At 35.7% G+C, this 22,868-nt stretch carries 16 protein-coding genes; 13 read left to right on the top strand and 3 right to left on the bottom strand.

Annotation, left to right across the window (positions count from 1 at the left end; translation table 11 throughout):
• The first annotated feature begins 41 nt into the window (after positions 1 to 41).
• Positions 42 to 998, top strand: coding sequence for an acetyl-CoA carboxylase carboxyltransferase subunit alpha (locus tag MQX03_RS13165; protein WP_242803636.1), 957 nt, complete (start codon positions 42 to 44; stop codon positions 996 to 998).
• Positions 999 to 1,059: 61 nt separating this feature from the next.
• Here the strand turns inward: MQX03_RS13165 and MQX03_RS13160 are convergent, their stop codons facing one another.
• Complete coding sequence (locus tag MQX03_RS13160) at positions 1,060 to 1,761, bottom strand: DUF6759 domain-containing protein (protein ID WP_242803635.1); 702 nt, start codon at positions 1,759 to 1,761, stop codon at positions 1,060 to 1,062.
• Between the two features lie 147 nt (positions 1,762 to 1,908).
• On the opposite strand from MQX03_RS13160, the gene tsf reads away from it, so the two are divergent.
• From tsf to MQX03_RS13100, 12 genes are all read left to right on the top strand, one after another.
• The gene (gene tsf, locus MQX03_RS13155) at positions 1,909 to 2,736 is read left to right on the top strand and encodes a translation elongation factor Ts (RefSeq protein WP_242803633.1); all 828 of its coding nucleotides are present in this window, start codon (positions 1,909 to 1,911) and stop codon (positions 2,734 to 2,736) included.
• A gap of 199 nt (positions 2,737 to 2,935) precedes the next feature.
• The gene (locus MQX03_RS13150) at positions 2,936 to 7,081 is read left to right on the top strand and encodes a T9SS type B sorting domain-containing protein (RefSeq protein ID WP_242803631.1); all 4,146 of its coding nucleotides are present in this window, start codon (positions 2,936 to 2,938) and stop codon (positions 7,079 to 7,081) included.
• A 79-nt stretch (positions 7,082 to 7,160) separates the two neighbouring features.
• Positions 7,161 to 10,241, top strand: a complete 3,081-nt coding sequence (locus MQX03_RS13145) for a T9SS type B sorting domain-containing protein (protein ID WP_242803629.1) — start codon at positions 7,161 to 7,163, stop codon at positions 10,239 to 10,241.
• Between the two features lie 127 nt (positions 10,242 to 10,368).
• The gene (locus MQX03_RS13140) at positions 10,369 to 13,206 is read left to right on the top strand and encodes a T9SS type B sorting domain-containing protein (RefSeq protein ID WP_242803627.1); all 2,838 of its coding nucleotides are present in this window, start codon (positions 10,369 to 10,371) and stop codon (positions 13,204 to 13,206) included.
• Between the two features lie 2 nt (positions 13,207 to 13,208).
• Positions 13,209 to 13,664 (top strand): hypothetical protein, encoded by a 456-nt coding sequence (locus MQX03_RS13135; RefSeq protein ID WP_242803626.1) that lies wholly within the window; start codon positions 13,209 to 13,211, stop codon positions 13,662 to 13,664.
• Between the two features lie 165 nt (positions 13,665 to 13,829).
• The gene (locus MQX03_RS20590; protein WP_394801750.1) at positions 13,830 to 13,949 is read left to right on the top strand and encodes a hypothetical protein; all 120 of its coding nucleotides are present in this window, start codon (positions 13,830 to 13,832) and stop codon (positions 13,947 to 13,949) included.
• Between the two features lie 194 nt (positions 13,950 to 14,143).
• Positions 14,144 to 17,563, top strand: a complete 3,420-nt coding sequence (locus tag MQX03_RS13125; RefSeq protein WP_242803624.1) for a T9SS type B sorting domain-containing protein — start codon at positions 14,144 to 14,146, stop codon at positions 17,561 to 17,563.
• 103 nt (positions 17,564 to 17,666) lie between these two features.
• Positions 17,667 to 18,488, top strand: coding sequence for a hypothetical protein (locus tag MQX03_RS13120; protein ID WP_242803623.1), 822 nt, complete (start codon positions 17,667 to 17,669; stop codon positions 18,486 to 18,488).
• Between the two features lie 158 nt (positions 18,489 to 18,646).
• The gene (locus MQX03_RS13115; protein WP_242803622.1) at positions 18,647 to 19,432 is read left to right on the top strand and encodes a DUF6759 domain-containing protein; all 786 of its coding nucleotides are present in this window, start codon (positions 18,647 to 18,649) and stop codon (positions 19,430 to 19,432) included.
• Positions 19,433 to 19,516: 84 nt separating this feature from the next.
• A complete protein-coding gene (trmB, locus tag MQX03_RS13110) occupies positions 19,517 to 20,194 on the top strand; it encodes a tRNA (guanosine(46)-N7)-methyltransferase TrmB (protein ID WP_129535868.1) in 678 nt (225 codons plus the stop codon).
• A 16-nt stretch (positions 20,195 to 20,210) separates the two neighbouring features.
• Complete coding sequence (locus tag MQX03_RS13105; RefSeq protein WP_242803621.1) at positions 20,211 to 20,939, top strand: DUF6759 domain-containing protein; 729 nt, start codon at positions 20,211 to 20,213, stop codon at positions 20,937 to 20,939.
• Position 20,940: 1 nt separating this feature from the next.
• Entirely contained in the window at positions 20,941 to 21,351 is a 411-nt protein-coding gene (locus MQX03_RS13100) for a DUF6759 domain-containing protein (RefSeq protein WP_242803619.1), read from the top strand.
• 178 nt (positions 21,352 to 21,529) lie between these two features.
• Here the strand turns inward: MQX03_RS13100 and rpsB are convergent, their stop codons facing one another.
• Both rpsB and rpsI read right to left on the bottom strand, forming a co-directional pair.
• The gene (gene rpsB, locus MQX03_RS13095) at positions 21,530 to 22,297 is read right to left on the bottom strand and encodes a 30S ribosomal protein S2 (protein WP_047445142.1); all 768 of its coding nucleotides are present in this window, start codon (positions 22,295 to 22,297) and stop codon (positions 21,530 to 21,532) included.
• 183 nt (positions 22,298 to 22,480) lie between these two features.
• Positions 22,481 to 22,867, bottom strand: coding sequence for a 30S ribosomal protein S9 (gene rpsI, locus MQX03_RS13090; RefSeq protein ID WP_129535866.1), 387 nt, complete (start codon positions 22,865 to 22,867; stop codon positions 22,481 to 22,483).
• Position 22,868 lies beyond the last annotated feature (1 nt).

Below are 22,868 nucleotides of genomic sequence, written 5' to 3'. Positions count from 1 at the left end.
ATAATTTTTCATACATTTGAAAGATTTAATTTACTTCAAGAATGGAATATTTAAGTTTCGAACTTCCTATAAAAGAACTGATGGATCAGTATCAAACCTGTTCATTGGTAGGAGAAGAAAGTGGTGTTGATGTAAAATTAGCATGCAGTCAGATCGAGGATAAGATTATAGATACCAAAAAACAGATCTATGGAAATCTTACGCCTTGGCAGAGAGTACAGTTATCGCGTCATCCGGATCGCCCTTATACAATCGACTATATCAAAGGTATGGTAGACAAAGGAAGTTTCTTAGAACTTCACGGTGACAGAAACTTTGCAGATGATCCTGCGATGATCGGAGGTTTGGCGACTTTAGACGGTCAAAGAGTGATGATCATCGGTACTCAAAAAGGGAGAACCACCAAAGAAAGGCAACACAGAAGATTCGGAATGCCGAATCCTGAAGGATACAGAAAAGCTTTAAGACTAATGAAATTAGCTGAAAAGTTCAAAATCCCTGTGATCACTTTAGTGGATACACCGGGAGCTTATCCTGGATTAGAAGCTGAAGAAAGAGGTCAGGGTGAAGCTATTGCAAGAAATATTTTTGAAATGACGATGCTTAAAACTCCTATTTTCACTTACATTATCGGCGAAGGAGCAAGCGGCGGAGCTTTAGGAATTGGTGTTGGTAACAAAGTTTACATGTTGGAAAACACTTGGTACACCGTAATTGCACCGGAAAGCTGTTCTTCAATCTTATGGAGAAACTGGGATCACAAAGAAGATGCAGCAAATGCATTGAATCTGACTCCAAAAGATGCTTTAAGAGAAAAATTCATCGATGGAATCATTGAAGAACCTCTTGGAGGAGCTCATTACGATCCTGAAACTACTTACTTGAATTTAAAGACTTCGATTTTGCAAAACATCAAAGCGTTCTCAAAATTCACAGGCAAAGAACTGGAAACCCAAAGACAAGATAAATTTATTGCAATGGGGCAATTTAAAGGATAAAAATAAAAAAGGTAGCTTAGAATTTCTAAGCTACCTTTTTTATTTTGATTTAAAATGAATACTAATCAGCAACATCCAGCTGTATCTCAATATCTTTTGTAATCTTTTTCAGTGAAGAATATTTGGCATCGCAGACCATTGTTGTCAAAACATAATCTCCTTTTTCAATCAATACGAAGTTCTGCCCTTTTGCGGGAACGTCGAGATTGTAATATTTTTTTCCGCTTATTTTTACAATCAGTCTGCAGTTTGATCTGTTTTTGATATTGATGTAAGCTTCTTTATCACTCGGATCATTATTAAAAAGATGAGTCAGCATTGATGCCGTTTTTTTCGCTTTATCGCTTGGTTCTGCTTTTTTACTTGCACCTCCTACACTTGCATAGGTCACATTTCTTTCTGGTGTAGAAGTGTTTTTCACATTTGAACCTAAATTTTTCCCTTTATTAAGTTCACTATTGTTTACAATATTTTCAATTTTATCTTTACTGATTGGTTTTATGGTAGGTTTTGCTTCCGGTGAATTGTCAGCCATGATGATGGTAATCAATCTTTTCTTAAAAAAATCAGTCCTTGCATGACCGGGATTTTGTTTTAGAAAACCTGCGATAATTCTGGGTTCGTTAGAAGTTTCAGCTTCTGTTTCTGTATAAATAATGACCGTTTCTTTCTCGGCGACTACTTTTGCTTTGCCTTTTTTCTTCTTTTGAGAGAAGCCAAGACAGAATATGGAGAGGAATAAGATCAGAAATAATTTTCTCATTGAGTAAAAACCTTTAAAAATTTATTAAATAATACTATAACGTGAAAAGTCATTTTTTAGTTTATCATTAAAATCATTATCTTTGCACATCTTTATAATAAACTATTAAAGTTAATCATAATTTTAAATAAAAAAATAATAAATATTATGTCTTATTCACCAGCTGCTGCAGACGTAGCAAAATTGAGAAACCAAACAGGTGCAGGTATGATGGACTGCAAGAAAGCTTTAGTTGAAGCAGAAGGAGACTTCGAAAAAGCAGTAGATATCCTTAGAAAAAAAGGACAAAAAGTTGCTGCTAACAGAGCTGACAGAGATTCTTCTGAAGGTGCAGTGATCGCTAGAGTAAACGAAGATAACACTTTAGGTACTGTTATCTCTTTAAACTGTGAGACTGACTTTGTTGCTAAAAACGAAGCATTTATCGAGCTAGCTTACGAAATCGCTGAAATGGCTATTTTCGCTGCTACTAAAGAAGAATTATTGGCTACAGATTTCCACGGAATGACTGTTGCTGAGAAATTAATCGAGCAAACTGGAGTTATCGGTGAGAAAATCGAGATCGGTGCATTCGAAAGAATTACAGGATCTTTCTTGGGAGCTTACATCCACGCTGGAAACAAAATCGCTGCAATCACTTCACTTTCTGCAAAAGTAGACGGTGCTGACGAAGCTGCTAAAGCTGTTTCTATGCAAGCTGCTGCAATGAACCCTATCGCTCTTGACGAAACTAAAGTTTCTCAAGAAACAATCGATAAAGAATTGGAAATCGAAAGACACAAACTTACAGAAGAAGGTAAGCCTGCAAACATTATCGAAAATATCTTGAAAGGTAAAATGCAGAGATTCTACAAAGACAACACTTTGGTACACCAAGATTTCATCAAAGACAGTTCTATTTCTGTTGCTGATTACGTAAAATCTGTAAACGCTGACTTGAAAGTTACAGGATTTGTAAGAGTAAGCTTAGCTTAATCAATCTTTCCAAACAAATATATAATCCCGGTGAAATTTTTTTACCGGGATTTTTTATGCAAACCAAATTATGGATATTAATTAATTATGAAGTTTATTTTAAATATTCAACACTATCCTGTTTTCACAAAAATATGTTAAAAAAATACGTAATATTTTGATTATTAATAATTAAATTTGTCGCCCTTTAAGAATCGGCATGAAAAAATTTTTATTAAGTCTTTGTATATTTCTCTCTCTATTGGTAAATGCGCAATTGGATACTGAGCATTGGTTTGCACCTATGTCTGCCAGTTCATTGCAGGGAACCGCAAAAGGTTATTTATATTTATCTACTGATCAAACGACCCCGTTTTCAGTTCAGGTATTTAATAACAATACCCTTTTTACAACTGTACAGGTAAGTAAAAATAATCCTGTACAATTGACGATTCCTAATAATTTCATGATTTCATCAGCACCCTCAAATCTTTTTGTTTCAAACTCGATGGGACTGAGTGTGAAAGGAAGCAAAAAATTCTTCGCCAACTTTAGGTTTTCTGTTCCTAACCAAGCAGAAATTATTACTTCAAAAGGATTAGCAGGTATCGGCAAAAACTTTTTTGTGGGTATGGCTCCCAACACTACGGCGAAACCTTATGTCAATTCCACGATTGGAGTTACTGCAACAGAAGACAATACAACCGTTACTTTATCCGGCTACAATCCTAATGTTGTTTTTTCTGACGGAATTTCAGCTCCAACAAGAACTTTCACCCTAAATAAGGGTAAATCATATATTATAGAAGCTCAAAGTGATCTTTCTACGAATAATTTATCCGGTTTGGTAGGAGCGAAAATTGTCGCCAGCAAGCCTATTTCTGTAACCAACGGAAATTTTAACAGTATTTATACCACTCAGAATAACAGCAACGTAGATGTTTTAATGGATCAGGCTGTCCCTGTCGAAAGATTGGGTAAAGATTTTGTCATGGTAAAAGGAAATGGCCCTTCCAATTCAGGAATGGAAGCAGCATTGGTTATCGCAACGGCAAACAACACCAAACTTACAGTCAACGGAAATCTTCTTGCCAATGTTACCTTGAATGAAGGAGATTATTATCTTGTGCAAGGCACATATTATGTTCATCAGGGGAATAATAACTTTAATATGAGTATTTCTTCGAATAACAATGTTTACGTATACCAATTGCTTGCTGGCGCATCGGGAAATACCGTCTATGCAACAGGAGGTATGAATTTTATCCCGCCATTAAGCTGCTTTATGCCTAATAAAATTGAAGAAATAGGTTTTATTAATAAAATTGGATCAGATTCATTTAGTACAAAATTAAATATCATCACCCAAACCGGTGCTGCTGTTACTTTCAACGGTAACAATATCAACACAGCAAACGGACCTTATCCTGTGATGGGAAACCCAAATTGGGTCACCTACTCGATTCCTAATGTGACAGGAAATATCACCGTGAATTCTACCAAAGCTTTAACTGCAGGAATTGCTGCCGGAGACAATGCTGTGGGATACGGAGGTTATTTTGCAGGATTTTCATCTGTACCCGCCATTACAAAAACTGGAGACTGCTACCTTGGGGTACTGCTTCAGGTTGACAACAATTATGACAGCTACCAATGGTATCTGAATGGGAGCATCATCCCGGGTGCTACTACTTTTTCTATAAATCCTGAATTATATGGTACCGGAGTCTACACTTGTATGGTTAGTAAAAACAACTGCGAAACAAAATTGACATCCGAATACGATTACACACTTTGTCCTCCAATATCTACAACGACTTATAATATCGGATCTTGTAACACCAAAGTAATTACTCCTGCTTTTACTAATTCTACGCAAGTGATTGTACCGAATCAAACTGCAATCATTGCGCCTCCTACATCAGGAACGGCTGTTGTAAATCCTACAACCGGGCAAATCACTTACACACCAAATCTAGGATTAACACTTGACACAACTGATACATTCACCTATTATATTCAAGGAAATGGAAATCCTGCGAGTTTTGAATATTTTAAAGTGATCATCAACATTGACGTTCTTCAGGCTAACAATGTGACCTTAACAACTTGTAGCGCCAATGGAAATTCCGGAATATTTAATTTAACAACAGCAGTTGTGACACCAGATGCCGGAACAACCGTAACTTATTATACAGATGCTTTATTAACTACAATCATTGGAAATCCTTCAGCATATATTTCTAATTCTGGTATTGTGTATGCCAATGTAACTTCAGCAAATGGATGTTCAAAAGTTGCACAAATCACTTTGACGGTAAATCCTGCTGCAAATATCAACACAGCCAATTACAATGCAAATCTTTGTGATGATAATTTTGATGGAATTATTAATGTAAACTTTACAACGGTAACGCCTCAAATTGTATCCAACTCAGCAAATTTCACTGTAAAATATTATTTAAATCAAGCTGACGCTACTGCAGGAAACAACAATACATTACCTACAAACTGGACATATTCAGCGAATACAACCGTTTATATTAGAGTAGAATCTACAAATGGCTGTCCGCCGGTTTTTGGACAAATAAATTTTACAATAGGAAATAAACTTCCATTGCTAACAACAGATTACACGACCTTGATTTGTGATGATAATTCTGACGGAACGGAAACGGTAAATTTAGATGTTTATAAAAATAATTTCACCACAGATAATACGGTATCAGTTACGTACCACAATACATTAGCAGATGCACAAAATGGCGCAAATGCCGTAAATGTTTTACAAACTATTGCCCCTACAAAAATACTTTATATAAGATTTCAAAAACCAAATTCTTGCCCAAATATTGCAAAAATCACATTAAGTTTAGATATTATAACATCTACTAATGCAACACTCAGTGGTTGCGCAAATAATACAGGCACTACAACTTTCAACCTTACAACAGCAAACGTATCTTCTACAGCAGGCGCTACACTTCTATACTATTCTAATGCTGCTTTGACCACACTTATTACTACGCCTTCAGCTTATAATTCTGGAACTTCTGTAGTATATGTGAAAATCACTTCACCATTCGGTTGTACGAAAACAGCTCAGATTTCATTGGTATCGAACCCACTTCCAAATGTCAATACAGGAAATTATAATGCAGCACTTTGCGATGATAATTTTGATGGAATTATTAATGTTAATTTTGCAAATATTACTCCACAAATTGTAATAAATTCTGGTAGTTTCACAGTAAGATATTATTTAAATCAAACTGACGCAACCGCAGGAAATAACAATACATTACCTTTAAACTGGACATACACAACCAGCGCTACAGTCTATGTAAGAGTTGATGGAACAAACGACTGTTCTTCGGCTTTCGGACAAATGAATTTTTCAATTGGCAACAGAATAACTTTACTGACAAACACCGTAAATACACAGATTTGCGACAATGACCTTAATGGTTCTGAAAATATGAACCTTAATGATTTTAAAAATCAATTCACAACAGATCCCTCAGTGAGTTTGACATTCCATTCGACATTAGCTAATGCCCAAGCGGGAACAAATGGCGTTGCAGCTCAACAAACAATCACAGGAGTCGGAACTTATTATATCAGATTCACAACTGCTAATGCCTGTCCAAACACAGGAACAATCACCATCACATTAAAATCCGGAAAAAAATCTGAAACACTAAAAGATCAGATCATATGCTCAGACCGAAAAGCAATTTTAAACGCTGGAGATGGCTTTACATCTTATTTATGGAGTACGGGCGAGACAACCTCCTTTATCACTGCAGGTGTAGGTACTTATTTTGTTGATTTAACATTTAACGGTTGTATTTATAGACAAACTGTAAATGTGACTACTGCACAATCACCCACCATCACAAGCATACAAGTAACCGGATCTAATGCCACAGTTAATGTATCTGGCGGAGTTTCCCCTTATCAATATTCACTAAATGGAATTGATTATCAATCTTCAAACATTTTTTACGGTTTGACGAGAGGAACTTACAAGGTGTATGTTTTGGGTGCAAACGGATGTCAGCCCATAACCAAAGAGTTTATCATTCTCAATCTTGTAAATACAATAACACCAAATGGAGATGGCCATAATGATGTTTTGAACTATTCTGAGCTTAGATTAAAACAAAATGTAAGCATTGAAGTGGTAGACAGATATGGTGCACCGGTTTATAAATCTTCAGATAAAAATTATATCTGGGACGGAAAATCTGGTGGAAGACCTCTGTCAACAGGGACTTATTGGTACATTTTGAAATGGATAGAACCCGACACAAAATTACCAGTTTCGCATTCTGGATGGTTATTAATTAAGAATCGAGAATAATTTTTATATTTTCTTTAGCATTTATTAACAATATATTAAATAATATATTAATTTTGTAGAAATCCTAATTCCATATCTTATGAAAAGATTTCTACTCAGTTTAGTTTTACTTTTGATGACATTCAGCTCTCTATCTGCACAGAGAGACACAGAGCATTGGATTGCACCAATGATGGATAGATATTCATCAAGTGGTCAACAAGTATTATACTTCTCCACAGACTCTGTAACGCCATTTCCCGTTGAGATTTATAATAACAATGTTGTAATTGGAACTGTCACTATAAGTAAAGGAAGTCCTCAAACGTTTGCAATTACAAACAGGTCACTGATTATTACGACATCATCTGCGGATTGTTTCACTTCCACACCTAAGGGCTTATACATGAAAGGTATTAAGCCGTACTATGTTACCCTAAGATTTTCAGTAACAAGCCATGCAGAAATCATTACTTCAAAAGGAAAAGCAGGTATAGGAACAAAATTCTATGCAGCCTATGCGCCTATCACAGAGAGTAGCAGTTTGTATAATTTCACAACTGGCATTATGGCTACTGAAGATAATACTACCGTAACCGTTTCTGGTTACAGCCCAACAGTAATTTTTTCTAGCGGACCTACACCAACACCCGCAACATTAACATTTACCCTAAATAAAGGACAATCTTATATTATTGAAGGAGTTGGAAATATCTCTGCAAATAATACCGGCTTTATCGGAGCTAAAATTATTTCTGATAAACCAGTTTCAGTTACCAACGGTAATATGAATGGACAGTTTGCACTTGGATCTTTTGATGGATCAGATATTGTAATGGATCAATCAGTTCCGGTGAACAGACTTGGAGATGAATTCGTTTTGGTAAAAGGAAATGGAAACATAGGAAAAGGAATGGAAGGTGCAGTAATTATTGCAACAGAAAATAACACACAAATTTTTATTAATGGCTCTGCAACGCCTGCTGCTACTATTAATGAAGGACAGCATTATCGAATCAATGACGACATGTGGATCAATCAGCTGGCAAGTGGTCACTACAACATGTTTATAAAAGCGAACAAAAATGTTTATGTATATCAATTACTTGCCGGTGTTGCTACAAGCAGTGCAACTCTCGGATATAATTATGTACCCCCATTGAACTGTTTTTTACCTAGAAAAATTGATGAAATTGGTAAAATCAATGAAATGCCAGGAATTGCTCCTGATGTGAAATTAAATATATTAACTGAAACCGGAGCTACTGTTCTTGTAAACAGCAACCCAGTTCCTACTTCACAAGGACCATTTCCTGTTACAGGGACAACTAATTGGGTATCATACACTATTCCTGCTGTTACTGGAAATGTAACCGTTCAGTCTACCAAAGCCGTTACAGCTGGTGTTATTGGAGGAAGTGGAGTTTATGGATATGGAGGCTACTTCGCAGGATTTTCTTCTATCCCGGTTATTGCAAAACAAACAGGAGACTGCATTCCAGGAATTATCTTGGAAGTTGATGATAGCTTTGAAACATATCAATGGAATCTAAATGGTGTAGCAATACCTGGTGCAACATCTAACACATACACTCCGACAATAGCAGGTAATTATACTGTAATTGTAGGAGTTGGAAGTTGCGTACCCTTAACTACACCTATTTATAAGGTATTCACTTGTCTGCAACAGACAACTAAATCTTTATACATCTGTGGCAGCAAAGCAATCACCCCAGCCTTTACCAACTCTACACAAGCTCCAACAGCAGGTTCTGTTACTATTATTACACAACCAACACAGGGAACAGCTACAATAAACCCATCAACAGGTGTCATTACATATATTCCAAATCCAGGTTCTCCTCCAGGAACACAAGATATCATTGTTTACAAATTCTGTGGTAATGCACCTGAGTTTGTAGATTGCGAACAAGTTACTTTAAACTTAAATTTAGTCCCATTCGTATTGACAGACAGAACGCTAAAAGCTTGTCAGTATTCAGGAAACGGATTTTTTGATTTAACTACAGCAAACGTTACAGACAATGCAGTGCCAACGACTAAAAAATTCTATCCTACGTTAGCAGACTTAACTGCAAATACCAATCAGATCAGTAATCCTACAAATTATTTCTCAGGAGCAGGGTCAGTATATGTATTTGTAACAACTTCTGAAGGTTGTTTTGGAACTGCAAAAATTACATTAGAATTCTTCCCTACCCCGGTAGTGAACGACGCTACTCTGACGGTATGTTTTCTTCCAAATAATGAAACAAAAGGTTTATTTGATTTAACGTCTGCTGTAATAAGCATTGAAACTCCGATTACGAAAAAGTATTATCCAACTTTCGTAGATGCAAGTAACGGAACCAATGAAATTTTGAATCCTACGCTGTATATTTCTGGTGACGGATCTGTATATGCCAGAGTTTATAACTCAAATGGATGTTATGCGATCGCTAAAATTAATCTTAAAGTAACTCCTCCCAAGAGATCAACTACATTGGTAGACAAATTCATATGTATTGACGAGAGAATCACATTAGATGCAGGAGCAGGGTTTACGTCTTATAAATGGAATACCGGTGCGACTACACAGACTCTACCAGGTGTTGCTGTGGGTGAGTATTGGGTAATTCTTGAAAACAATGGTTGTTTTATAAAACAATTTGTAAGTGTTAAGAAGGTAGGCGAACCTGTAATTACTTCAATCGAAATATCGAACAGTACAGCGACTGTAAATGTTCAGGGAGGCAATGCCCCTTATCAGTATGCAGTTGACACGCCTGCGAATTGGCAAAATTCTAATGTATTTACCAATCTTTCAAGAGGTCAGCATAGATTTTTTGTGAAAGATGCCGCTAATTGCGACCCTGTTTCTGTGGAGATTACAGTTCCTAATCTGGTAAATGCAATCACACCAAACGGAGACAACGTAAATGATTTCTTAGATTACAGCGAATTAGCCTACAAAGGCGATCTTACATTCGTAATATACGATCGATACGGTAATAAATTGTTCACCGGCGACAGATCAAACAATTACAAATGGGATGGTAAGTTTGCAGGCAAAGGAATTCTCACAGGAACTTATTGGTATCATATCAACTGGATAGAGCCAAACGCACAAAAAACACCAATCAAATACACAGGGTGGATTTTAGTGAAAAATAGAGAATAATTCTAAAATACAGAAAAAACCGCGGTTATTAACCGTGGTTTTTTCATATATCATTAATAAATCTTAAAATAATTACAAAACATATTGAATATTCTATTATTTTTGTAAAAATCCTAATTCTACGCTTATGAAACAATTTCTACTTATTTTTCTTTTAACGATTTTAGGCATCAATGTTTCTGCTCAAAGAGATACAGAGCATTGGATTGCACCATACTATGCAACCACAGCTGTTACAGCACAGTCACTTTATCTTTCTACTGACTCTGTAACACCTTTCGTGGCAACGGTATACAGCAACAACATTGCATTGGGAACGGTAACAATTAGCAAAGGAAATCCTCAGATTTTTGTAGTCCCTGCAAATAATATAGCAGCTACAATTACGGGAGAAGCTTTTACGGTAATTAATAAAGGATTATATATTAAGGCAGATAAACCTTTTTACTGTACCCTTCGATTGGTAAACTCAACTCAACATGCTGAAGTGGTAACCAGCAAAGGTAAAGCTGGTATTGGTAAAGAATTTTTTGTTGCGAACACTCCATCTGTTACGACTCGTACCAGTGACAATTTTACTGCAGGAGTTTTAGCAACCGAAGATAATACAACAGTTACTGCAACTTGGAGTGCAATTACTCCGATAACTTTCTTTGGAGCAACACCACCAACCAATACACATACTTTTACTTTAAATAAAGGACAATCTTTTATTTTTGCAGGTGGTATAGGTCCCGCGGCACCATTCATGGGAGCAAAAATCGTTGCTACTAAGCCAATCACCCTTACAAACGGAAATGTGACAGGAAATTTCGGCAATACAACTACTTCTGGGACTGATATAATTTTAGATCAGTCTGTTCCCCTTGATAGATTAGGGAATGAATTTGCGATGGTAAGAACAAGATCAAGTACTGCGAATGAACTAGAAGGAGGAATTGTGATTGCTACAGAAAACAATACTGCAATATATTTGAATGGATCTACCACTCCTGCAGCGACTTTAAATGCTGGTCAATGGTATAGGATTTCTGGAAGTAGTTATATAGTTCAAGGTGGTACACACCCTAACATGTACATCAATACTTCAAAAAATGTTTATTTGTACCAACTGGTTTCGGTAAATAATGACACTGCCACCTGTGGTTTTAATTATATCCCCCCTTTAAACTGCTTTTTACCAAGAAAAATTGATGAGATTGGTAAAGTGGGTGAAATGCCAACTGGTACCGGAGGAGCTAGTGTTGTACCTAGTGGTACTGTTGTAAAGCTTAATATTTTAACTGAAGCGGGTGCTACAGTTACTTATACCGTTAATGGAGGAGCACCAATAACTCCCACTGCTGCACAGGGTCCGTTTCCATTGACAGGAAATACCAATTGGGTAACCTATGCAATACAGCCTATCAGCGGCAATATAGCCATACAATCTAATAAAGCGGTCACCGCCGGAATTAATGGAGGACATAGTACTTCTGGATATGGAGGATATTTCGCTGGATTCTCATCAATTCCGCTTATTGCTAAGCAGATTGGTGATTGTATTCCAGGATTGGTTTTGGAAGTAGATGACAGTTATGATACGTACCAATGGTTCAGAAATGGCATCGCAATTCCGGGAGCAAACAGCAACTCTTTCACCCCGACACAATCAGGAAATTATACTGTAAGAATTACAGTGGGATCTTGTATTCCGGCAACAACTCCTGTTTATAAGGTATTTACATGTCTTCAGCAAACTACAGCTGCTAAAACTGTTTGTGAAGGCTATCTTAATATCGCTCCAGCCTTTACTTCATCTTCACAAACATTTGTTCCGAGTACTGTACAGATTATTACACCTCCAACAAATGGTACAGCAATCATCAATCCTACTACAGGAGTGATAGGATATGTTCCTAACTTTGGTTTTGCAGGAACAGACACCATTACATACAAATTCTGTGGAAACGATCCTGAATTTGTAGATTGTGAACAAATTACTTTAACCCTTACAATAGCAGAGAGCCCAGTGGTGAATAATGCACTATTGAGATCTTGCTACCTTGAAGAAAATATTGCTACAGGATTATTTAATTTAACTAATGCAAGCGTAACCACTCAGCCAGGAACAACAAAAAAATATTATCCTTCATTGACAGACGCTAACAACCAAACCAATGAAATTCTAAATCCTGCCAATTATGTTGCTCCAAATGGTATTGTCTATGTAAGAGTAAGCAATGCAAACGGATGTTACAGAGTGGCAGAAATTTCATTAGTTGTTATCCCGCCTACAAAATCAACCGTTTTAGTTGATAAAGAAATCTGTATTGAAAACAAAACAACATTAGATGCAGGTCCTGATTTTGATGGTTATCAATGGAGCACAGGAGCAACAACTCAAATCATCAGTGACGTTACCGTAGGAACATACTCAGTAATCCTTAAAAAAGGAGATTGTTTCACAAAACAAACAGTGACGGTTTATGCTACTCAGCAACCTGTGATTTCGAATATTGAAGTTACTACTAATGACATCACTGTATTTGCAATAGGAGGTACTGCTCCTTACAAATACTCAATCGATAATATCAACTGGCAGGATTCTAATGTTTTCACAGATATAAAAAGAGGTGATATTACGGTTTATGTAAGAGATTTCTTTAATTGCGAACCGTTAGAAGTGACCGTTACAGTTCCGAACATTGTCAATGTAATTACACCAAACGGTGACGGAGTAAACGATGTTCTTGATTATTCCGCCTTAGCAAACAAACCTAATTTGTTATTAGGGATTTATGACAGATACGGAGTTAAAATATTTGAAGGAAACAAAGACACCGGTTATAAATGGGATGGAACCATCAACAAAACCAAAAAAGTTTCTACCGGAAATTACTGGTTCAGCATCAGCTGGAATGAAAGTAAAAACAAAACTCCAATCAAATTCTCAGGCTGGATTCTAGTGAAAAATAGAGAATAATTATGAAAAAAATAAATATTATGAAAAAAATTCTATATACATTCTTAATTTTTTCGTCAGCAATACTATTTGGACAAAAAAACAGTAAAGTGAAATTTGCTATTTGCAATGGTGCTGTGGGAACTACTGAAATGTTTGAGCCGTACAAAAAAGATATAGAAAGTACCACTTTTTTTAAGGCTACAACAAAACTACCGCAACATCTACAAAAGTTCAGTTATTTGGCTGAAGATGGCTTGACGGAAATTAAATTTAAGAAAAATGTAGGGGCACCGGATATCATGTCACTAGCAGCTCTTAATGAACAAAGCAATGTACCTAAAGATACAAAAGTAATGATTGATGGTTATGTGTTTGATAATCCTGATACTAATATCTATAGTGTAATGGTTAAAAGGATAGATGTAAAAGAAGATAATGGCAAAAAATATCTTTCCATCTTCACTTATGATAACTAAATAAAGTGAAAATTAATTTGGCCGGAGTAATTTCCGGCCATTTTTTTTGATCTGTAAATTTAAATTAAGAACTATTAGATTAGAAGTTACAATTCCGAATATTATCAATGTAATTGCACCAAATGGCGACAGAGTAAACGATGTTCTTGATTATTCTGCTTTAATTTGATCTTAGGAATTTATGACAGATACGGAGTTAAAATATTTAAAGGAAACAAAAACACCGGTTATAAATGGAATGGAAGCATTAATAAGACCCAAAAAGTTTCTACCGGAAATTACTAACTCAGCATCAGCTGGAGCGAAAGTAAAAACAAAACTCCAATCAAATTCTCAGGCTAGATGTTGGTTAAAAACAGAGAATAACATTATTTTTAATAATATTATTAAAACCACGACCTTGAGTCATGGTTTTTTTGTTCATTTTTAAATGATTCAACGTATTTTATTATTAAATTTGTGATAAAATCAAATACAGAATGAAGAAACTTCTATCTTTTTTTCTTATTTTTTACATATTCTCTATTTCTTTTGCACAATTAGATAGAGAGCATTGGTTTGCGCCAATGGTGGATAGAACAGGAAACCCAAACCCATACCAGAAACTATACCTTTCTACAAATCGTACAACCCCCTTTCCTGTAACAATTTATAACAACAATGTTGTTATAGGAACCGTTACAATCAGTAAAAACAATCCTCAAAAATTTGATGTTTTAAGAAATTATATCATCACAACTTTGCAGACTGATCTGTTTACACCAACTACAAAAGGCCTTTATGTAAAAGCTGATTTTCCTTTTTATGCCAACTTAAGATTTTCAGTATTAAATCATGCAGAAATCATTACATCTAAGGGCATACCATCAACAGGAAAAAACTTTTATGCTGCCAACGCCCCTATTACGGTGAGCAATGGTATTCTGAATTTCATGACCAGTATTTTGGCAACAGAAGACAATACAACGGTAACCATTTCAGGATATAAGCCCGCTGTACAATTTTCAAACGGAACAACAGGATTGACCAATCCTACGATGACTTTTATTTTAAATAAAGGACAATCTTACATCATCGATGGTATCGGGAATATTGCCGGCAATTTTGACGGATTTCTAGGTGCAAAGATAACAGCCGACAAAGCCGTTAATGTTACCAACGGAAATTTCAACGGTCAGTATTCAGGAAACGTTCCTCTGAGTTCAGATATCCTGATGGATCAGTCGGTACCGGTAGAACAGCTGGGGACTCAGTTTGCGCTCGTAAAAGGTAACGGAAGTATTGGCACTAACATGGAAGGTGCTTTGGTTATTGCCACCCAAGACAACACCCAGATTTTTCTTAACAATGAAGGTTTACCGATAACAACCTTAAACACTGGTCAATATTATGTAGTACCAGATTCTAAGTATCAACTTCAGGGAACAAGCCATTATAATTTGTACATAAGAACCACTAAAAACGCCTATGTTTATCAGCTTCTTGCTGGTGATGCTCTAGGGGGAAGTGAAGCAGCAACGGGTGGATTTAATTTCATCCCTGCACTAAGCTGTTATCTACCTAAACAAATTGACGAAATTGGTTTAATTAATGAAAATTTTGTTCACTCAAATGTCAATCCAGCAGGAATCCTGAATATTCCTACTAAATTAAATTTGGTGACCGAGCGTGGAGCTGTTGTTACCGTCAACGGAGCTTTTCCGCCAGCAAGCACAGGACCATTTGACATCACTGGTCTCAATCAGTGGGTAACTTACGGCATTCCAAATACAACGGGAACTATAACCGTAGTTTCAACCAAAGCTATTACAGCGGGAATTACCGCAGGAAGTGATGCAGTAGGTTATGGAGGTTTCTTTGCCGGATTCTCTACTCAGCCAGTCATTTTAAAATCTGGTGGAGATTGCGTTCCGGGAATTGTATTGACAGTTGACCCGATCATTTACGAGACTTATCAATGGTACAGAAACGGAATTCTCATTCCTGGTGCTACTTCAGCCTCTTACACTCCTACACAATCAGGAAATTACACATGCTCTGTAACCATGGGAAGTTGCGCACCTTTGGTAACGGCAGTTTATAAAGTTTTAAACTGTGTAAAACTAACGAACGTAACTTATAATATTTGTGAAAACAAAATAATTACACCTGCATTTACTACATCAACACAAACTCCTGTAGCATCAACAGTAGCAATTGTTACAGCTCCAACTCTTGGAACTGCAACCATCAATACTACTTCAGGGGTTATTACTTATACTCCAACCAATCCGGCAGTAGCAGGAACAGATACTTTCGTCTATACTTTCTGCGGTAACGATCTTATATTTACGGATTGTGAAACGGTAACGGTAACGATAAATATTCAACCAGTTACAGTAACAAATACAACTTTAACTTCTTGCAACATAAACGGTGTTGGAACATTTAATTTAACAACTGCAAATGTCACAAATAATACACCTGTCACAAAAAATTATTACACCAGCTTAGCAGCTGCACAAAATGGAACTACGGTCGGAGAAATTCTGGCTCCACTTACGTATACTGCTCCGGCAGGAACAATTGTTTATGTTTTAGTTAAAAATCCTACTGGCTGTAAAAATATTGCAGAAATAACACTTAATCTTTTTCCTTTAGCAGTAATCACACCGGCAAATTTTGGAAACCAGTGTGATGAAAATCTTGACGGAACAGTAAATGTCGTTTTATCAGACATTACTCCATTGATACTGAATAATCCAACCTATTTTACCAACGTCAGATATTACGCCTTATTAGCTGATGCCAATTTAGGAAATGCAAATACACTTCCCAATAACTGGAGTTATACCGTAAATACTACGATTTACATTCGGGTAGAATCTCCGGACGGATGTGCACCTGTAATACAACCAATTAATTTTACGGTCGGTTCAAGACTACCTTTAATAACAAATACTTTAGTACTTGATTTTTGTGATGACGATTTAGACGGAATCAAACCTGTAAATCTTTCACAATTTATTTCACAATTTACATCTGATCCTTTGGTGTCGGTAAGTTATCATATGACTCTACTCGATGCTCAAAACGACACCGCACCCATAAGTGGAGCTGTGAGTCTAACGGGCACACAAACCTATTTTATTCGATTTGAAAAAACCGGGTTTTGTCCCAATGTTGCAACCATAAGAATTAACTTAAAAATTCCGAAAAAATCTGATACCTTAACGGATAAAGTAGTATGTCCAAAGGCGCAAACCACTTTAGACGCTGGTTCAGGATTTACAGCCTATCTTTGGAGTACAGGAGCTACTACCCCATCAATTTCCAATGTTCCTGCGGGAGACTACTGGGTAGAACTTACATTTAATGGTTGTGTATACAAGCAATTCGTTAATGTTTCTGAATCTGTACTGCCTGTAATCACTTCCATCGACATCAACGGAACGACCGTCACCATTGGAGTAACTGGTGGTATTCCTCCTTACGAGTACTCCTTAGACAACAACACTTGGCAAAGCTCAAATATTTTTTATAATGTGCAGCGTGGCAATCATAAAGTGTATGTAAGAGATTCACAAAATTGCGATGTTATAGAACAAGAATTCGTGATTATTAATTTAATCAATACCATCACTCCAAACGGAGACGGTCACAATGACGTTATTGACTACTCATCGTTAATGAACAAAGACAATCTTGAATTCAGAATATTTGACCGATATGGCGCTGAACTTTTCAGGGGGTCAGTTTCCAACAGATTTACCTGGGACGGAAAAATGAAAGGAAGACCCGTATCAACAGCGACCTACTGGTACTTTTTAGCATGGACAGAATTTGGGAAGGTCACTACCGTAAAATATACGAGCTGGCTTTTGGTGAAAAACAGAAATGACAGCTTGTGGGACAAATAGTTCAATGTTTTAGTGGCACAACCCGTATTTATAACATTCATTAACAGTTTAAATAAAAGTTTAATATAATTTTAACCTGATTTCGAGGGTGTAAAATCAGAAAATGATGCTTTTCTTGTGTAATTTTGCACATTATATGAAGAAAGCGATTACCCTTTTGTTATTGATTTTTATTATTAAAATTAATGCACAGATTTTTACGGGACAGGTATTTTTAAGAGACAATTCTGTATTGTATCTTAACCAAGTGTATGTCACCAATCTTACCACATACAAAACCGTTCTTACCAATTATAACGGAGATTACAGCATACAGGCAAATCCTGGTGATGTGATTCGTTTTACTTCAATCATTACGGAAAGAAAAGACGTTAATTTATCTGAAAAAAGTTTTGGTATTCGAAATTTAGTAGAACTAAAAGTCGCTTACCATGATATACAGGAAGTTGTGATCAACAGATTCCGTCCTACCGGGAATTTGAGATATGATGTTAATTCATTGAGAAAAGAAGACAAAGCCTACGCCCTGAAAAAGGTAATCGGACTCCCAGAACCTAAAGGTGACGGCACACCGCCAGAACTTCCGGTGGCTGGTCTGAGAGATGGCGGACTTACCTTTAGCTTAGAAAGTATTTTTGACATTCTTTCTGGCGAAAGAAAGAAAAAGCAACGTTATGTAGCTTATGAAAGAATGAATAAATCGGTCATCGATATTAAAAATTATTTAGGAAAAGATTATTTCACAAGATTTAAAATTCCTGAAAATCTTATTGATAATTTCCTTCAGTTTGTATATACTTCTGAGAACATCGAAAGCTATGTGCAAAGCGGTAATTTTGAAGCCATTAAAATTCCTATTGAAAAATATTTACCAATTTATCAACGGAGATTAAGAAATTCCCACTTACAAGATGTTTTGAAATAAATATCATTTTTATGGCACGTTCTTTTCTCTCATCAACATATTTGAAATTTTTAATATTAAAATTTAAACTAACATTTCGGAATAAATCTAAATTTTCAGTTTATTTTAAATAATTATTTCAAAAGAAACACAAATGATTCACCTCAGTTTTACATTAAATGAAAAAATTATTTTTACTCTTTACCACACTTCTATTCGTCTGTCTTTCTGCTCAAAAACAAGGCAAAGACTACAGCAATATTTTGAAAAGTAAAAGCATTTATGAAATCAACGCTTTCCTAAGAGACGCCCATCCCGATGATCCTCGCCGATCAGTTTTGAAACCAAAAGTGATGGAGTTGATGAAAGATTACATCAAAAATGCACCTCCGGGAGACCCAAAAGTGAAACAGATGCAGGATTGGTTAGCAATGCTGAAAAGAAAAGCTTCTACAAAAATTACTTTTGACGAGATGAATGCCATCATCAAGAAAAAACAAATTGCAAAATATCAAAAAGAACTACAAGTGGGGCAGTCTGCAATTGTGTACACCAAAAGTTCTCCACAAAACGTTTATGTAACTCCTTCTGCAACAGCAAAGACTAAAACAACAACAGTAATTGCTGATAACGAGGCATCAGAATTTAATATGTTGATGGCAGATAATCCTGTAGAACATAAAAATAAGACGGTAAAGATTCTTAATTCACTTTTTGACAACGATCCTAATGCTAAAGAATGCATTGTCATGATTGAGAATAAATCTGACTGCAACATCATTGTAAGAATAGAAGGTATAGGAAATACAAAGTACAGACTTCCTGTTCCTGCACATGGCGACAATTCTATGGTCATACAAAAAGGAGATTATCTATTGACAAGTATCGTTTGCGGTGCTCAGTACGCTTCACAAAAAACAATTCAAAAACCTTTGATGGTAGCTTTGGGAAGCTCATCTAAATAATTAATTTTCAAATCTATTTTTCTCTTTAAAAATCAAAGAGATTGTATCATATTTTTGCTAATTTTGCAGGCTCACATATATTACATGGGCAAGAACAAATTAGCAAGATTCGCAGAGAACAAAATATTACCAAACGTCATTCAGCCAACCAGAGACGAAGCCCTTAACAGCTTTGAACTGAGAGGAAATTGGAGAAAAGATTTCTTTAAAAATGACCAACCTATTGTTCTCGAATTAGGCTGCGGAAAAGGAGAATATACTGTAGGTCTTGCCAAAACATTTACAGATAAGAATTTCATCGGCATTGATATCAAAGGAGCCAGATTTTGGTTTGGAGCCAAAGAAGCGGTTGAAAATGACATGAAAAACGTAGCATTCATTCGTTCTCAAATCGAGCTTGTAGACCATTTTTTTGCAGAAAATGAAGTGGATGAAATCTGGATTACTTTCCCAGATCCACAAATCAAGTACAGACGTACAAAACACAGACTGACACACCCCGATTTTCTTGAGAGATATAAAAAATTCCTGAAACCTGGCGGAATTGTTCATCTTAAAACAGATTCAGAGTTTTTGCACGGGTACACTTTAGGTTATCTGCAAGGAGCAGGTTACGAAATCATTAGTGCTCACCACGACATCTATGGCGCTGCAGAGTACGATCCGGGAACACCCCATTTAAGAGATATCAAAACTTATTACGAAGAACTTTTTTCAGCAAAAGGAAAAACAATAACTTATATAAAATTTAGAATTAATTAAATGAAATAATAAACCGATGAAAAAAAATTACCTCATCATTTTATTCTTCACTCTCACTTCTTCATGTTCTACACAAACAAGCAATCATGAAGACATTTTAAAAAACACAAACATTACCGAGATTGAAGAATATTTGAAAACCGCACACCCGGAAGACCCGAAAAGGCGCATTTTAAAATCAAAACTAATTGCCCTTAAAAACAGTGAATGGACAAAAGGTTCTGCTACAGCAAAACCAATGGAAGTTCGCCCTATCATTACAGAAATTCCGCAAAATTTCAAAGCTAATCTTATTGCCAAAGACTCTGAAGAATTTAAAAAACTAATGTCAGAAACATCTTCTGAACACAAAGAAAAGACCGTACAATTGCTCAATGCGATGTTTAGTGAAGACATTAACAGTAAAGAAGCAATTTTACTTTTCAGAAATAATTCTGATTGTAATTTGGTTTTAAAAATCAGTGGAAAGAAATTTTACAATTTAGCCGTTCCTGCTCACAATGAGAATTTTATTGTTTTAGATAAAGATCATTACTCTCTTTCATCTAACATATGCGATGTTGAATATGCATCAAAAAGACAAATCAATAAAAATATTCAAATAGCAATTAATAACCCTCAGTATAAATTTAATGAAAATGAAAGTTTGGCTTTAAATAATGAACTAGGTAGGGATGCAAACAATCAATCTTCAACAAAAAAAACTAATTTAGCCAAGCAAAAAAAGACTAAAAAGAAACGTTGATATGAAAAAACTGCTGATCGGATTTGTAATTTTTCTGGTTTTAAATAGTTGCGGGACTACATATAATAATTATCCTGTCAAAAGTTCACCATCCAATACTGAAAGAGAGTATCATGAGGTGTTGAAAACTTACAAATCTGAAACTGCAGAAGTATTGACCTATTTGCTGAATGAAACATCACCAAATGACCCCAAAATAGCACTGACAGTTGAGAACGCTTCTAGATGCAATATGGTTTTAACCGTTAGTTCAAATAATTATTACAAAAAGATTCCAATTGGTGCAGGAAAAATCGGTTCTGTGATGATTCCTAAGAACCAAACTTATAAATTATCGGGAATGGTTTGTCAGTCAGCATATCAGACTTCTAAATTTATTACATCTGCTTATTCAATAAAACTTTCGAATTGATTTTAAACTTAAATTATGTTTAGGCTAAAGCCAATACTGATTTTAAAAATTCGAAAACGATCTAAAGCACATTCCTATTGATTGTCATTGCAGTTTAAACTAAAATTTAACATAAAAGCATAAAAAAACCGCTAAACAAGTTTAGCGGTTTTTCTTTATTTCAAAGATAAATCTTCAATTATTCAGCAGCAGCGTCGAAATCTGCATCTTTATCAGCAGATACTACTTCTCCTTCTTCTTTAGATTTTTCTTTATCAGCTTTTCTCTGAGACTGACCTTCTTTGATAGAATCTGAAACTACGTTTAAGATCATATCGATAGATTTTGAAGCATCATCGTTTCCTGGGATAACGAAGTCTACTTTTCTTGGGTCAGAGTTTGTATCAACAATACCGAAAACTGGGATACCTAATTTCTTAGCTTCAGTTACAGCGATGTGTTCTCTCATGATATCTACAACGAAGATTGCAGAAGGAAGACGCACCATGTCAGAGATAGAACCTAAGTTTTTCTCTAAGTTAGCTCTTTGTCTGTCAACTTGTAATCTTTCTTTTTTAGATAAAGTTTCGAACGTACCGTCTTTTTTCATTTTGTCGATAGAGTTCATTTTCTTTACAGCTTTTCTGATTGTAACGAAATTCGTTAACATACCTCCCGGCCATCTTTCTGTAATATAAGGCATATTAAGTTCAGCAGCGTGCTTAGCAACTACTTCTTTCGCTTGCTTTTTGGTAGCTACGAAAAGAACTTTTTTACCTGCAGAAGTTAATTTTTCTAAAGCGCTGCACGCTTCATCCAATTTAACAGCTGTTTTATGTAAGTCTACAATGTGAATACCATTTTTCTCCATAAAAATGTATGGAGCCATATTTGGATTCCACTTTCTAGTCATGTGACCGAAGTGTACACCAGCCTCTAGAAGGTCTTTTACATTTGCTTTTGCCATGTTTTCTGTTTTTGTTAGTTTACTTTCCGTTTCTTAAACAATCAACGACTTCTTTAGATGGGAGAAGTGTTTGGATGCTAAACGTAACGGGCAATTTTTTTGTTTTGATAAATAGCTTTCAGATATAAGACAACAGACAGAAAAAATTCTGAAATCTGATATCCTGAATCTGAAGTCTGAAAATTAACGTTTTGAGAACTGGAATCTCTTTCTTGCTTTTTTCTGACCTGGTTTCTTTCTTTCTACCATTCTTGCATCTCTTGTAAGTAAACCTGCAGGCTTCAATAACAATCTGTATTCAGCATTGATTTCGCAAAGCGCTCTAGAAATACCTAATCTGATAGCTTCTGCCTGACCTGTATTACCACCACCGAAAACATTTACGGTAACGTCATACTGACCAACAGTCTCAGAAAGGATAAACGGCTGATTTAATTTATAAACCATTACGTCTGTAGAGAAATAAGTTGCAGCTTCTTTACCGTTTACTGTAATCACACCAGAACCTGGTTTTACATAAACTCTTGCTACAGAAGTCTTTCTTCTTCCGATTTTGTGAACTATAGACATA

It is taken from the genome of Chryseobacterium aahli (genome assembly GCF_022699665.1).
Classification (GTDB): domain Bacteria; phylum Bacteroidota; class Bacteroidia; order Flavobacteriales; family Weeksellaceae; genus Chryseobacterium; species Chryseobacterium aahli.
Note: the sequence above shows the minus strand (reverse complement) of the source record. Positions and strands in the feature narration are given on the sequence as shown.

Bases quoted from the DNA above. Each gene is read 5' to 3' on its own strand.
- MQX03_RS13165 (WP_242803636.1), top strand. From the start codon at position 42: ATGGAATATTTAAGTTTCGAACTTCCTATAAAAGAACTGATGGATCAG.
- MQX03_RS13160 (WP_242803635.1), bottom strand. From the start codon at position 1,761: ATGAGAAAATTATTTCTGATCTTATTCCTCTCCATATTCTGTCTTGGC.
- tsf (WP_242803633.1), top strand. From the start codon at position 1,909: ATGTCTTATTCACCAGCTGCTGCAGACGTAGCAAAATTGAGAAACCAA.
- MQX03_RS13150 (WP_242803631.1), top strand. From the start codon at position 2,936: ATGAAAAAATTTTTATTAAGTCTTTGTATATTTCTCTCTCTATTGGTA.
- MQX03_RS13145 (WP_242803629.1), top strand. From the start codon at position 7,161: ATGAAAAGATTTCTACTCAGTTTAGTTTTACTTTTGATGACATTCAGC.
- MQX03_RS13140 (WP_242803627.1), top strand. From the start codon at position 10,369: ATGAAACAATTTCTACTTATTTTTCTTTTAACGATTTTAGGCATCAAT.
- MQX03_RS13135 (WP_242803626.1), top strand. From the start codon at position 13,209: ATGAAAAAAATAAATATTATGAAAAAAATTCTATATACATTCTTAATT.
- MQX03_RS13125 (WP_242803624.1), top strand. From the start codon at position 14,144: ATGAAGAAACTTCTATCTTTTTTTCTTATTTTTTACATATTCTCTATT.
- MQX03_RS13120 (WP_242803623.1), top strand. From the start codon at position 17,667: ATGATGCTTTTCTTGTGTAATTTTGCACATTATATGAAGAAAGCGATT.
- MQX03_RS13115 (WP_242803622.1), top strand. From the start codon at position 18,647: ATGAAAAAATTATTTTTACTCTTTACCACACTTCTATTCGTCTGTCTT.
- trmB (WP_129535868.1), top strand. From the start codon at position 19,517: ATGGGCAAGAACAAATTAGCAAGATTCGCAGAGAACAAAATATTACCA.
- MQX03_RS13105 (WP_242803621.1), top strand. From the start codon at position 20,211: ATGAAAAAAAATTACCTCATCATTTTATTCTTCACTCTCACTTCTTCA.
- MQX03_RS13100 (WP_242803619.1), top strand. From the start codon at position 20,941: ATGAAAAAACTGCTGATCGGATTTGTAATTTTTCTGGTTTTAAATAGT.
- rpsB (WP_047445142.1), bottom strand. From the start codon at position 22,297: ATGGCAAAAGCAAATGTAAAAGACCTTCTAGAGGCTGGTGTACACTTC.
- rpsI (WP_129535866.1), bottom strand. From the start codon at position 22,867: ATGTCTATAGTTCACAAAATCGGAAGAAGAAAGACTTCTGTAGCAAGA.